Genomic DNA, 12,112 nt, shown 5'->3' on the forward strand with positions numbered 1-12,112 from the left:
ATCAGCCAACCAAACACATAAACTGCCTGGCCGCGCTGACCTCCGAATACATTACACACACCCCACCAAAGACACAAAACCCCAGGTAAAATAGCGAAAACCACCACAAGCCACCACTGGAGAATCACTCCCTACGGTTCTGAAGCATCCAGAACCGAAGACTTGCGATGGTTTTCCGCACCGCGTGTTTAACTAGCACCGTGCGCTTAGCCGTTAGCCATTGACCAGAGGCCAACAATCACTAGCTAACCCGTTCAACCGATGCGCCAAGAGAATTGAGTGTCTCTACGAAGCCCGGGTAACCACGGTCGATGTGATAGACATCGTGCACCTCAGTGACGTCACCTTCTTCAGTACACAGCCCAGCAAGCACTAGTCCCGCTCCGGCGCGAATGTCCGAAGACCACACAGGTGCGGAACTCAGCGTTTCCTTTCCGCGAATCATCACGTGGTGGCCATCGATAGTCGCGTCCGTGCCGAGGCGAATCATCTCGTCGACAAACCGGAAGCGCGATTCAAAAACGTTCTCGGTAAGCACTGACGTCCCTTCGGACACCGCGGACAGAGCAATGGCCATGGGCTGCATGTCCGTCGGAAAGCCTGGGTATGGCAGCGTTTGATAGTTCACACCCTGCGGACGCCCGTCCATACGCACGCGGAAGCCCTGCGGGTAGGTCTCGACCTGAGCGCCTGCGTTCTTCAGTTTTTCCAGAGGAAGGTGCAGGTACTTAGGGTTAATGCCAACGACCGTAATATCGCCGCCGGTCATCGCTGCAGCATAAGCCCAGGTCCCTGCGATAATTCGGTCGCCGACAACCTTGTGCTCAGTCGGGTGCAGCTTCTCTACGCCCTCAACCGTGATGGTGTTAGATCCCGCACCCGAAATCTTGGCGCCCATCTCCACGAGCATCTCGCACAGGTCGACAATTTCGGGCTCACGGGCGGCGTTATCCAGCACAGTCGTACCTTCCGCTAGTACGGCCGCGGTCAGAATATTCTCGGTCGCGCCGACGGACGGGAAGTCCAGCTTGATGTTCGCCCCCTTGAGTCGCCCCGCCTCAGCCACCACGCAACCGTGGTGAATATAGGTGCGTGCTCCCAATTTCTCCAGGCCAGCCTGATGCATGTCCAGCGGGCGGGAACCAATAGCGTCACCACCGGGCAGTGCGACAATCGCGTTACGGGTACGCGCCGTCAGCGGCCCGAGCACACAGACCGAAGCGCGGAACTGGCGCACGGCATCGAAGTCGGCGTGATGCGAGAGTTCTTCGGGCACCGTGATCTCAATCCGGTCGCCCTCGCGCGTAACGGAGCAGCCGAGCCCTTCGAGGACCTTTTGCATCAATGGCACGTCATCAATTTCAGGGCAGTTCGTCAGTACTGTCGTGCCCTCGGCGAGAAGCGCCGCACCCATCAGTTTCAGAACCGAGTTCTTCGCCCCGGAAATCTGAACCTGACCATTTAGCGTCGCTCCGCCTTTAACCAGAAATCGCTCATTTCCCACTCCCCCAGCCAACCACATTTCGCAATATCGCGCTTAGGCTTGAAGCTATGAGCGTTCATCTAACTCGCATTTACACTCGCACCGGCGACGACGGCACCACTGGATTATCCGATTTCAGCCGCGTTCCCAAGGATGATTCTCGCCTTATCGCCTACGCCACGTGCGAGGAGGCCAACGCCGCACTCGGTCAGGCGCTCAGTTTCGGCACGCTCGACGACGAGGTCTCGGCTGTCATCCGCTACGTGCAGAATGACCTCTTTGATGCCGGAGCCGACCTGGCAACACCTGTTGAAGAAAACCCGAAGTACCCGCCGTTGCGTATCGAGCCGGATTACATCGAGCGACTCGAGCACTGGTGCGACCAGTTCAATGAACAACTGCCGAAACTGGATTCCTTCATCCTCCCGGGAGGCACACCAGCCGCAGCACTGCTACACACAGCTCGGGTGATTACTCGCCGAGCTGAGCGTGCAGCATGGGCTGCCTGCCGCGAATTTCCCGAAACCACCTCAGTCCTACCGGCGAAGTATCTCAATCGCCTGTCTGACCTGTTGTTTATTCTTTCGAGAGTGGCCAATGACGGAAACGACGTTAAGTGGATCCCCGGTGGTGAGCGCGAAGCCCAGCGGCAAGCAGGGGGTAAGTAGCGGGTCAGGTAGCAGAACTGACTACCCCAATACCCGCGGGTTTGGACGCAAAGGAACCGTCGTCAAGCGGTTTACGGCAGTGCGCCGATGCGACGGGCCGCGTTGACGGCCTCGTAGCGAGTATGGGCGCCCAGCTTGCGCATTACGGAGCGGAGGTAGGACTTAACCGTCTCGGCACCGATGCCCATTTCCTCTGCGGCCTCGACGTTGGTGTGACCGAGGGCGACACAGGCGAGAACATCGAGCTCACGAGCCGACAGCTTGGTGGTCTGCTTGACGCGAACCGGGGTGACCATCTGGTCACAGAGCACCTCGAGTTCCTGGCGCAGCTTCTCGTCATCCACACGGTTAGCGAGCATGCGCAGCTTGGAGTGCGTGGAACGAACCTGCTCCCACTCAGCGCCATTCATGATGCGGCCGCCCTTACCGTTGCCAGAACGATCCATGTTGCGGCAGGCATCGACGACAGCGAGGTCCTGCTCCAGGCAACGGGCGGTCATTGTGACCTCTTCAAGAACCTTGTCCCCCAGGCGCACCGAGGAGTGCACGCCACCGTAGAGCACGCCACGGACAAGACGCGAAACGATCACCGGCACGGCGACCAGCGAGTGCAGGCCTTCGTCACGAATCTTGTCGTCATACTCATGGGTAATAACCTTGGCGCGCAGGTAGTCACTGACACCCACCGGGCGGCGCGTGGCCAACACGCGACCACCGACACCCGCACCCGATTCCACAGTCAGATTCTGCAGGGCCGGAGTACGCAGGCCAACCCAGTTGTTGATCTGCATCTTAGAGTTATCGGTGACTTCCGCATACATTGTGACCGGAATACCAGTCGCATTCTTTAGGGCGACCAAGGACGACTTAATAACCTCATTGTCGTCCAGAATGCGGTGGGGATCCATCTCGCGTCCTCCTGCGTAACGGGCAAATTGCTTCACTGGCACCCACAGAGGCACCATCAGCCTGTGACTTCGCGCCGACTTACACTCCTACGAAATGGCCAACTACCGCTCAGCGGCCACTGACCCTTTCGGGGGCTGTAAACCGTACAAAGTAGATAGTACCCTCCGAACGGGTACACCTGCATTAAGGCATCCGTCACACAATCTTAGGAAACAACTAGGTTTCTCTACAAGTACGTAAAGAAAATACCAGGATAAATCCTGTCATTAGCCCCGCCTCGGCCGAATAAATACAAGGCAGGGGGTAGCTATTTTTCCGCTAACAAACTGCGTGAATGTTAATAACAGAGGGTAATGAACGGCGTTTTACCCCCAATGCGGACATTTTCGAAAAAGACCTTCGCTTATTTTGCATCGTGCGCTATTGTCATACATGCAACAGGTTTTGTTGAGTTCCACTTTCAATGCTACGTCCTCCACGTGGTTGTCCGAAGGTGGTGCACAGCAAACGCAAGAGGGAATCCGGTGCAATTCCGGAACTGTCCCGCAGCGGTAATCTGGAACAAAATTCGCCAACGGCACTGAGGTTATTTCAACCTTGGGAAGCGGCGAAAAGTAGGAAAATTGATAATAAGGATCTGCACGTAAGCATTGAAGCTTGCGGCAGTCGTCATCCCCTTATTGTCGGTCACGCCAGAAAGTCCGAATACCTGCCTGATGCGCCGAGGGCACTGCAAAGTGTCACGGCCACGGAGATCGCCCGCGGACAGGTGTGACGTGAAATGGAAGCGAAGAAATGCGACAGCTTCGCCTATATTTCTAGGCCTATTTTCATAGGCATTACGCCCTGCCCGCGGGCGTTTTTCTCATTTTTAGCGCGGTTTAGCTGCACATATCGATGAGCTATTCACCAACCAAGCCACTCGCCTAAACATCCTCTGGATGGCACACATCTCGCCCAATCGCCTTGGAGACCACGGGCGCCCAGGGCAAAGCCAATCGAGCATGTTCGACCAACCGTCGATCGGCCAAAATTTCCTCTTTGGAGCCAACTCGCAGTTTGCCGTCGGCAAGCACTGCTGCCCTATCGGCGAAATTCCACGCGAAGTCGATGTCGTGCGTGGCGACGACGACGGCCGTGCCCTGATCGCGCAATTGATTGAGCGTGTGTGCAAGCTTTCGTGTCGCCTGCGGATCGAGGCCGGCGGAGGGTTCGTCGAGAAGCAACACACGTGGGTGCATCGCCAGCGCGCCTGCGAGAGCGACGCGCTTACGCTGACCATAGGAAAGCTGGTGCGGAACGCGTTCGGCGAGATCGGTGACCTCGGCGGTACCTAGGGCCTCCCGGACGCGCCGCTCGACTTCCTCGTTCTTAATCCCCAGGTTGACGGGGCCGAAAGAGACGTCTGCGAACACGCTAGCCGCGAAGATTTGCTCATCCGGATCCTGCGTGACCATCTGTACTGAGCGGCGGACCGTATTGCGGCCGTGCCGGGAGTACTTGTAGGCGGTGCCGTCAAGGCGAACCTCACCACTATTGGGCTTAGACGCTCCCGCGAGCATACGCAACAGCGTGGACTTGCCAGAACCGTTTGCGCCCAACAGCGCTAGGCGCTCGCCGCCCGAAATTGCCAAATCCACGCCTTTCAGGACATGGGTTTCGTCGTAAGCGTATGTAACGGCAGCTGCTTCCACAATGGCACCGCTGGCACCATGCGGGTGATCAGCGGTATTTTTCCTGCTGATCGACATCCCTATACACCCCATTTCAGCAGCGCCCAGGCCGCGATCAACGACAACAGTAATGCACTGGATATCACGATGAACTTCGGCTGCCTGGGTCGCGAAATCACTAGTACTTTCATTGCGCTCGGGTCGGCGCGAAGCTCGATTCCTTCTTGCATCTTGCGGGCACGGGTAAAGGCAATGACAAAGAGGCTGGCGGACTGTGCCGCTGCATCTCGGATCATCGCCCGGCGCGTGGAGTGCCCAAGACGTCGCGCTTGAGCCTCTGTCATTGAGCGCGCGGAGTGAATCAGCACGCCAGTCATCCGATAAATCACCTCGGCGAGGTACGTCAGGTACCGAGGCATGCCGTGCTTGTCGAGCCAGGCAATGAGCTCCGAAATCGGAGTGGTCAGCGCAAAGACCATCGTGCAGCTGATACCCGCAAACGAACGCATCACAACCTGCGTCATTCGCTGCGGGCCATCCGGCGACCACGCAAGGCCGTCGGAGGTAAGCGCTACCAAAAGCGGAAACGCGCCGACGAGCACAAAAGCCGCCGGTGCCAGCACCATTGCCACATACAGCTTGCGGGGCACTCGGGCTATGTACGCAATAGACCAAGCAATGACCGCAATGACAGGCGCAAAGGGAATTGGCGGTAGCGCAACCGCCAGAATCAGCAGCCCACCGAGCAGCAGAATCTTTTCACCCACGTTGCGGCGTGCCCAAGCGCTGCGCGCCGCTGCAGCTTCTAGCGCATTCACTGCTCTTTCTCGCGCTTGTCCGAACGCGCAGCAGCCTTCCCTCGGTAGAAGCCAATAACGTAGAACAGGACGCCAGCACCGATAACGGCCTGGAGCGCGAACAGACCCGACTCGACCTCACCCGGCAGCTCGCCGACGAGTGGCTCGAACCACGGCTCGTAGTTCGGGTCGATTTCCTGAATTGTCTCCGTAGCGGTGGCATCAGTGCCGGCGAACGGCTCCTCGGCGTCGTCGTCCCCGTAGTTGAAGAACAGCGGGAACATGGCAATTACGACTACCAGGACAATGAGACCAACGCTGACCCACACGGAGTTCTTCTTCGGCTGGCTAGCTGCCTGTGCGTCGACAATCTGCGCGTTGTTTTTTGCATTCATAATCGTGCTCTCTTTCGCTTCTTTTCGCTTGACGACGGCTACTGCTTCTGGCCAGATACGGATGCAGCTGCCGCATTCTGCGAAGTGACAGATCCTGCAACAGCGTCAGCCGTGGCTTCTGCAGCTTTCGCCTCCAGCGCCGGTGCTGGCGCATCACCGAAGCGGGACAGGAAGCCGAGATCGAGGAGCTCAGAGTGTGCCACTGCCAGCAGGGTGCGCATGAGAATGACGGTGACCAGAGCCTCGATGATTGCCAGCGGAATCTGCGTGATAGCGAACAGGCCGAGGAATGTAGCCAGAGCGCCGCCGACACCGCCCGGGTTTGCCGGGTGTGCAAGAGCGAGCTGCATGGAGGTCACCACGTAGGTGGAGAGGTCAGCGAAGAACGCTGCCATAAACACACCTGGTAGTAGGCCTCCGCCGAGCTTTCGAGTCAATACGTAGAAGGCGTAGCCGACCCACGGGCCGACGATTGCCATGGAGAAGATGTTCGCACCGAGCGTCGTAATGCCGCCGTGAGCGAGCAAGATTGCTTGGAAGAGCAACACGATGGAGCCAAGCAGCGCCATCACCGGAGGTTTGAAGATTACAGCACCAAAACCTGTACCTGTCGGGTGCGAAGTGGAACCCGTCACGGATGGAATCTTGATTGCGGAGAGCACGAAGGTAAACGCACCAGCAGCACCGAGCAGCATGCCGCTACCTGGATGTTCTTTCATAGTGCGCTTGACTTGCACTGCGCCGTGAATGACAAAGGGAGCGGCAGCTACACCCCACCCAATGCAATGAGTAACTGGGAGAAATCCCTCAGCAATATGCATGATGTAAATCATCTTTCTACGGCGCTATTCACCTCGACAGCACCGCTCGACCGCCAATCCGCGGACGCGAATTGGATGATTTACAGTCGGTCTCCTGGCTGATGGGCTGAGGAAAGCTTCACACTTCTATTAATGCCTCGCCTCCTTCCCCAAAGGTTTGAGTCCCCCTGAGTGGCTTCGACGAAGCACCGCAATCGCTGAGTCCATTGTCTGCGTTTTCCGGTTATCGCATATAACCGCTGTGCAGATAAGGGCCGCAATCGCGCCCAATCACAGTGGCGAGGGCCGCTGCCTATTTACAAGGCATTCCCGTGCACTGTAAATCACGTCTCAGAATAGTGGATTCTAAGGAACTTTAATGCTCTTTACCCTCACAATGGAGGTAAAGACGAGCAGGGCAATCACATAGCGTTAACGTGGTAAGAGCAGGAGCATTGCGAAATCAGCGGTGTGACTGCGACGGTGCCGGCCGCGGCGGCTGTGACGGTGGTAACACCGGAATTAACAGCCCCCTTCCCCACGCAATTCCCAAAATAGACGAACTGGTCTGTACTAATTGCAGCATCAGGCGTACACTACGGCTACACGCGAAAACTCATTAGGAAGTCCTCTGTGATTTCCGGAATGGATAAGATTAATGACTATTTATAACGATGTCACTGAACTGATTGGCAACACCCCGCTGGTTAAGCTCAACCGTGTTACCGAGGGCCTGCCGGGCAACGTGATTGCCAAGCTGGAGTTTTACAACCCTGCCAACTCGGTCAAGGACCGCATCGGCAACGCAATTATCGATGCCGCCGAGCGCTCTGGCGAGCTCAATCCGGGCGGAACCATCGTCGAGGGTACCTCGGGCAACACCGGTATCGCGCTGGCAATGGTCGGCGCAGCCCGCGGTTACAAGGTCATTCTCACTATGCCGGACACCATGAGCCAGGAGCGCCGCGTCGTTCTGCGCGCATTTGGCGCTGAGCTTGTACTCACCCCGGGCGCAGATGGCATGCGCGGTGCTGTCGATAAGGCCAACAAAATCGTGGCTAACACCGACAATGCAATCCTGGCTTCCCAGTTCGCCAACCCGGCCAACCCGGCTATCCACGAGGCAACCACTGGTGAAGAAATCTGGGAAGCTACCGACGGCAAGGTTGATTACTTCGTGGCTGGAGTCGGCACCGGCGGCACCATTACCGGTGCTGGTCGCACGCTGAAGAAGCACAACTCGGACATCAAGCTGGTGGCCGTTGAGCCGAAGGCCTCCCCACTGCTGACCGAGGGCACCGCCGGCCCGCACAAGATTCAGGGCCTGGGCGCAAACTTTATCCCAGAGGTTCTCGACCAGGAGCTTCTCGACGAGATTATTGCGGTTACCAACGAGGACGCTATTGAGGTCTCCCGCAAGGTTGCTGCAGCCGAGGGCATCCTCGGCGGCATTTCCGCCGGTGCAAACATCAAGGCTGCTCTCGAGATTGCAGCCCGCCCGGAGGCTGAGGGCAAGAACATCGTCGTGATTGTCCCTGACTTCGGCGAGCGCTACGTCTCCTCCATCCTGTACGAGGACCTGCGCGACTAAAACCAAGCGCTATAAGCGCCCGTAACCTTCTCTGCAGAGCCCGCTAGCTGGCACTTTCCGTCGGCAAGCGGGTTTTTGCATTGCCCACACTTCCGACCAGATAGAATTGACGCCCATGAGTGACTTTTTCCGAATCCTCAAAGAGGATCTGGACAATGCCCGTGCGCATGACCCAGCTGCGCGCAGTGATGTAGAAAATGCCATTGTCTACTCCGGCCTACACGCAATCTGGATTCACCGATTCTCGCACCGCCTCTGGAAACGAGGCGGGATTTTCAAGGGCATTGCACGAGTACTCGCACAGTTTTCCCGTTGGCTGACTGGTATTGAGATTCACCCGGGCGCTCAAATTGGCCGAAGGTTCTTCATCGACCACGGCATGGGCATCGTCATTGGTGAAACCGCAGAGATCGGTGACGGCTGCATGCTCTACCACGGTGTGACACTCGGCGGCCGCTCACTGGAGAAGGTAAAACGCCACCCAACTCTGGAGGACAACGTCACCGTCGGGGCAGGTGCGAAAGTCCTTGGCCCGATCACAATTGGTGCGGGTTCATCGATTGGCGCCAACTCCGTGGTCACCCACAGCTGCCCACCCGATTCCATCGTGATAGGGATTCCGGGCCGCGTACGCCCTGCCAAGCCCGGCGAACACAAGCCGTTGTGCGATCCGGCGGTGTACGTCCAGGGTGACGGGGACTTCATCTAGCCCTGCCCTAAAGCTATCTCTACGCATAAATAAGCCGACCGGCTGCTCTTGCTATCGTGAGCAGCCGGTCGGTTTCTTTATGCGTTCTTCGCCCTTCAGCGACTAGTCAACCAGTAGATCCTGGTATTCCGGGTTTTTCTCGACGAAGTTGGCAACAGCGGAGCAGCTGGTGCGAATCTTGCGGTTGTTCTTCCGAACATCATCCAGCGCACCTGCGATAAGCGGCTTGGACAGGCCTTGTCCACGGAATTTGCCATCTACTACCGTGTGGTCAAAATCCAGGGCACCTTCCACCGGGGTGTAAGCGGCAAAACCGGCCTCTTCTCCCTCTACGGTGAGAACGTAGCGCTGACCGGCCTCATCATGCGAAATAGTGTGTGCCATTTTCGGAATCACTTCCCTCTCGTGGTTGTGAAGCGTCGTCATTGCAAACGACTCTTAGGATGTAACCCAGATAACAGCTCTCGCTTCGGATTAATTCCGAATCCTGGCTAATTCTGCACTAGCGGGGGTTCGCCCGGGTGCTCGTCGGCACGCCCGACAGCGACACGGCACGGGACATCGCCCTTCGCGACCTTAGCCGCAGCCTCACCTTCTGCCCACCCCGGGCTGACGGCCTCAGCGAGCGGGCCTGCCAAATCCGCCATTTCGCAGTGAGAAAGCCCCGGAGCCACCACACTGATGCGATAACGCTTCCGATCCCCCGGATCCATGCCTGGGTTGGCCTCCGCCCACAAATCAGCGAGCGAAGAGGTGCGCCCCACATCGGGCATGACATCCTCGTAGACGTTGACTTCCTGATCCGGAATCAGTTCCGCGAGCACCCCACGAACCTTCTCAGCAGCCGATTGGCTGCCCTCAGCATCCGTGTAGACGAAGATGCGCACGACCCACGGCAGCGTCTTATCGTGGGACAGCGTTCCTGCTGAGGCGAATTCCTTACTCATGCACAACATCCTATCCGCTAGGGTGTGCACGCGGTTTAATTTCCCCCACTTTAAGGTTTTCGCACGGCGCAATGCACTTTGCTTTACGACGATTCCCGCGACAAACACCTGGTAAAAACAAAGAATCCCCGGTCCGTTTCCGGACTGGGGATTAATTGTGGCCAGAAGCGGGATCGAACCGCTGACCTTCCACTTTTCAGGCGGACGCTCTACCGACTGAGCTATCTGGCCAGACTTGAAATTAATCAAGTGGCGACCCTGACGGGACTTGAACCCGCGACCTCCGCCGTGACAGGGCGGCGCGCTAACCAACTGCGCCACAGGGCCTTAAATGCTGTGCTCATCTTTCTGGATTACCAGCGCTGTGCACGAGTTGTTACTCTACAGAACAGCGTTGAACATAAGCAAATCGCCAGTTCATGGCGGATATTTTAAGTTGAAAACTGACATCCAGCCCCGGGTCTCGGGACAACCTAGACTGTGGCAAAAGCTCTCCCCACCAAACCCGGGTAAAGCCCCCCTCTCCCCCAGTGACACCGATGCGAGTTACTGACTACGTTTATGGCTGGCGGCGTTGGGGCGATGCAAGTTACTGACTACGTTTATGACAAAAATAGCCCGAAAAATGGCCTGAAAGTGTCATAAACTCATACAGTTTCACGTTTGCAGCCCGTAGTTTTTGGCTTCTCACCAGTCACCATCTTGAGAATCAGACACACTTTTTGTCCATTACCCACGCCGACGCCCAGCGCACCACTAAGGGTTAAGTAAAGAAAAGTGTGTCCGCATGCCACCATAACCCCAGACCACACACCACAAATCACCAAAGAATAGCTCCCCGAAAGCTATTACCCACACCATCCCGCACCTCCGGCCACATTTGTGCTAACCGCACACCGGTTGGATTAAAGGATGACCACCAACCGCCCCAGCTGCCCACTATGCGGCAACAACACAAAGAAAAACGGCACCACCAGCAAATCAACCACCCGTTGGCGCTGCACCCACTGCGGACACTCCTTTACCCGCAACACCCAAACCCACAACAAAAACACCGCCACCATGGCTTTGTTCATCCAATGGGCCACCGGCACCCAATCTCTAACCACCTTCGCCGCACACCATGGCGTAACCAGGCAAACCATGCACCACCGATTCCGATGGTGCTGGTGGATCATCCCCACACCCACCATCGACTCATTCCGCATCCATGACCAAATCTTCCTCGACGCGACCTATCTAAAGTCCGGATGCCTCCTGATCGCAGCCAGTAAAACCCACGTCATCAACTGGACCTGGGCCAGACACGAAACCACCGCCGCCTACACCGAACTCCTACGCCCCATTGCCGCACCACTAATCGCAGTCACAGACGGCGGACAAGGTGCCCAATCAGCCATCCACCACTGCTGGCCAACAACACGCATCCAACGCTGCCTCGTCCACGCCCAACGAACAGTCTGCCGCCACACCACCAGCAACCCCCGCACCGATGCCGGCAAAACCCTCTACCGCCTAGCCCTGAAACTCACTCGCATCACCGACCTTGACCAAGCATCCACATGGGTCGCCCACCTGCACGAATTCGACCACACCTACCGGGAATGGATGAACGAGAAAACCACCATCAAAGACCCCGTTACCGGCGCCTACACCAAGGTCTACACCCACCAACGCGTCCGAGCGGCCTATCAATCATTGCTATCTCTGCACCGCAGAGACCTGCTGTTTACCTACCTGCAACCCCCACCAACAACCATCGACCCCGACAACCTTGCAGCAACAACAAACAGCCTCGAAGGTGGCATCAACGCCCCCATAAAAGAACTAGCCCGCAGACACCGCGGACTATCACTACCGCATCAACGCACAGTGATGGATTGGTGGCTGTATCTACATACAGAAGTCCCTGACGATCCGGTCAAGATCGCCAGGGACCAACGATGGGGTCAAGACGCACTTTCCACAGCAACAGACCTGATCACCCACAACACCACAGCCACTACCAATGACATCGGTGCACCAGCAGAATACGACACCGCCATCGACACCAGCTACCAACACAACCTCGGCATCCAAAAAGGCTGGATCAAATAACCGCAACACGCCCGGAAAAGACACACTTTTCTTTACTTAACCC

Annotated in this window: 12 protein-coding genes, 2 tRNA genes and 2 riboswitches; of the genes, 4 read left to right on the forward strand and 10 right to left on the reverse strand. The window is 57.1% G+C overall.

Features of this window, described 5'->3' with window-relative positions:
* Positions 1 to 241: 241 nt before the first annotated feature.
* A complete protein-coding gene (murA, locus tag ADM64_RS03290; protein ID WP_224433880.1) occupies positions 242 to 1,504 on the reverse strand; it encodes a UDP-N-acetylglucosamine 1-carboxyvinyltransferase in 1,263 nt (420 codons plus the stop codon).
* Between the two features lie 47 nt (positions 1,505 to 1,551).
* Here murA and ADM64_RS03295 point away from each other — a divergent pair, with 47 nt between their 5' ends.
* Entirely contained in the window at positions 1,552 to 2,151 is a 600-nt protein-coding gene (locus ADM64_RS03295) for a cob(I)yrinic acid a,c-diamide adenosyltransferase (protein ID WP_049190259.1), read from the forward strand.
* A gap of 71 nt (positions 2,152 to 2,222) precedes the next feature.
* On the opposite strand, the gene ramA is transcribed toward ADM64_RS03295, so the two are convergent.
* The 5 genes from ramA to ADM64_RS03320 form a co-directional block, all read right to left on the reverse strand.
* On the reverse strand, positions 2,223 to 3,059 hold the full coding sequence (ramA, locus tag ADM64_RS03300; RefSeq protein ID WP_005511953.1) for an acetate metabolism transcriptional regulator RamA: 837 nt from the start codon (positions 3,057 to 3,059) through the stop codon (positions 2,223 to 2,225).
* 461 nt (positions 3,060 to 3,520) lie between these two features.
* Positions 3,521 to 3,791: riboswitch (cobalamin riboswitch) on the forward strand.
* A 195-nt stretch (positions 3,792 to 3,986) separates the two neighbouring features.
* Positions 3,987 to 4,811 (reverse strand): energy-coupling factor ABC transporter ATP-binding protein, encoded by an 825-nt coding sequence (locus ADM64_RS03305; RefSeq protein ID WP_049193121.1) that lies wholly within the window; start codon positions 4,809 to 4,811, stop codon positions 3,987 to 3,989.
* A gap of 2 nt (positions 4,812 to 4,813) precedes the next feature.
* Positions 4,814 to 5,551, reverse strand: coding sequence for a cobalt ECF transporter T component CbiQ (gene cbiQ, locus ADM64_RS03310; RefSeq protein WP_049193122.1), 738 nt, complete (start codon positions 5,549 to 5,551; stop codon positions 4,814 to 4,816).
* Positions 5,548 to 5,925 carry an energy-coupling factor ABC transporter substrate-binding protein gene (locus ADM64_RS03315; protein WP_049173058.1) on the reverse strand — a complete coding sequence of 126 codons (378 nt, stop codon included), beginning with the start codon at positions 5,923 to 5,925 and terminating at the stop codon, positions 5,548 to 5,550. The genes cbiQ and ADM64_RS03315 overlap by 4 nt, the downstream gene beginning before the upstream one ends.
* A 38-nt stretch (positions 5,926 to 5,963) precedes the next feature.
* Positions 5,964 to 6,746 (reverse strand): energy-coupling factor ABC transporter permease, encoded by a 783-nt coding sequence (locus ADM64_RS03320; RefSeq protein WP_049193124.1) that lies wholly within the window; start codon positions 6,744 to 6,746, stop codon positions 5,964 to 5,966.
* A gap of 67 nt (positions 6,747 to 6,813) precedes the next feature.
* Positions 6,814 to 7,082, reverse strand: a riboswitch (cobalamin riboswitch).
* 301 nt (positions 7,083 to 7,383) lie between these two features.
* Between ADM64_RS03320 and cysK the strand changes: the two genes are divergently transcribed.
* Together cysK and epsC are read left to right on the forward strand one after the other, a co-directional pair.
* On the forward strand, positions 7,384 to 8,316 hold the full coding sequence (gene cysK, locus ADM64_RS03325) for a cysteine synthase A (RefSeq protein WP_049193123.1): 933 nt from the start codon (positions 7,384 to 7,386) through the stop codon (positions 8,314 to 8,316).
* A gap of 115 nt (positions 8,317 to 8,431) precedes the next feature.
* The gene (gene epsC / locus ADM64_RS03330; RefSeq protein WP_016421365.1) at positions 8,432 to 9,025 is read left to right on the forward strand and encodes a serine O-acetyltransferase EpsC; all 594 of its coding nucleotides are present in this window, start codon (positions 8,432 to 8,434) and stop codon (positions 9,023 to 9,025) included.
* 102 nt (positions 9,026 to 9,127) lie between these two features.
* Here epsC and ADM64_RS03335 read toward each other — a convergent pair whose 3' ends face one another.
* From ADM64_RS03335 to ADM64_RS03350, 4 genes are all read right to left on the reverse strand, one after another.
* Complete coding sequence (locus ADM64_RS03335; protein WP_038626463.1) at positions 9,128 to 9,409, reverse strand: GNAT family N-acetyltransferase; 282 nt, start codon at positions 9,407 to 9,409, stop codon at positions 9,128 to 9,130.
* A gap of 107 nt (positions 9,410 to 9,516) precedes the next feature.
* Positions 9,517 to 9,972: a hypothetical protein gene (locus ADM64_RS03340; RefSeq protein WP_038626465.1), complete on the reverse strand. Its 456-nt coding sequence runs from the start codon at positions 9,970 to 9,972 to the stop codon at positions 9,517 to 9,519.
* 158 nt (positions 9,973 to 10,130) lie between these two features.
* A tRNA-Phe gene (locus ADM64_RS03345) sits at positions 10,131 to 10,203 on the reverse strand.
* 19 nt (positions 10,204 to 10,222) lie between these two features.
* Positions 10,223 to 10,299: transfer RNA gene (locus ADM64_RS03350), tRNA-Asp, on the reverse strand.
* 585 nt (positions 10,300 to 10,884) lie between these two features.
* Between ADM64_RS03350 and ADM64_RS03355 the strand changes: the two genes are divergently transcribed.
* Entirely contained in the window at positions 10,885 to 12,069 is a 1,185-nt protein-coding gene (locus tag ADM64_RS03355; RefSeq protein ID WP_049193114.1) for an IS256-like element IS3503 family transposase, read from the forward strand.
* The last annotated feature ends 43 nt before the right edge of the window (positions 12,070 to 12,112 follow it).

Source organism: Corynebacterium sp. 401_CJEI, assembly GCF_001076435.1.
In the GTDB taxonomy this organism is placed as follows: domain Bacteria; phylum Actinomycetota; class Actinomycetes; order Mycobacteriales; family Mycobacteriaceae; genus Corynebacterium; species Corynebacterium jeikeium_D.

Excerpts from the sequence above, each read along its gene's own strand:
- ADM64_RS03315 (WP_049173058.1), bottom strand. The coding sequence starts at position 5,925 with ATGAATGCAAAAAACAACGCGCAGATTGTCGACGCACAGGCAGCTAGC.
- ADM64_RS03320 (WP_049193124.1), bottom strand. The coding sequence starts at position 6,746 with ATGCATATTGCTGAGGGATTTCTCCCAGTTACTCATTGCATTGGGTGG.
- ADM64_RS03335 (WP_038626463.1), bottom strand. The coding sequence starts at position 9,409 with ATGGCACACACTATTTCGCATGATGAGGCCGGTCAGCGCTACGTTCTC.
- epsC (WP_016421365.1), top strand. The coding sequence starts at position 8,432 with ATGAGTGACTTTTTCCGAATCCTCAAAGAGGATCTGGACAATGCCCGT.
- ADM64_RS03305 (WP_049193121.1), bottom strand. The coding sequence starts at position 4,811 with ATGTCGATCAGCAGGAAAAATACCGCTGATCACCCGCATGGTGCCAGC.
- ramA (WP_005511953.1), bottom strand. The coding sequence starts at position 3,059 with ATGGATCCCCACCGCATTCTGGACGACAATGAGGTTATTAAGTCGTCC.
- ADM64_RS03295 (WP_049190259.1), top strand. The coding sequence starts at position 1,552 with ATGAGCGTTCATCTAACTCGCATTTACACTCGCACCGGCGACGACGGC.
- ADM64_RS03340 (WP_038626465.1), bottom strand. The coding sequence starts at position 9,972 with ATGAGTAAGGAATTCGCCTCAGCAGGAACGCTGTCCCACGATAAGACG.
- cysK (WP_049193123.1), top strand. The coding sequence starts at position 7,384 with ATGACTATTTATAACGATGTCACTGAACTGATTGGCAACACCCCGCTG.
- ADM64_RS03355 (WP_049193114.1), top strand. The coding sequence starts at position 10,885 with ATGACCACCAACCGCCCCAGCTGCCCACTATGCGGCAACAACACAAAG.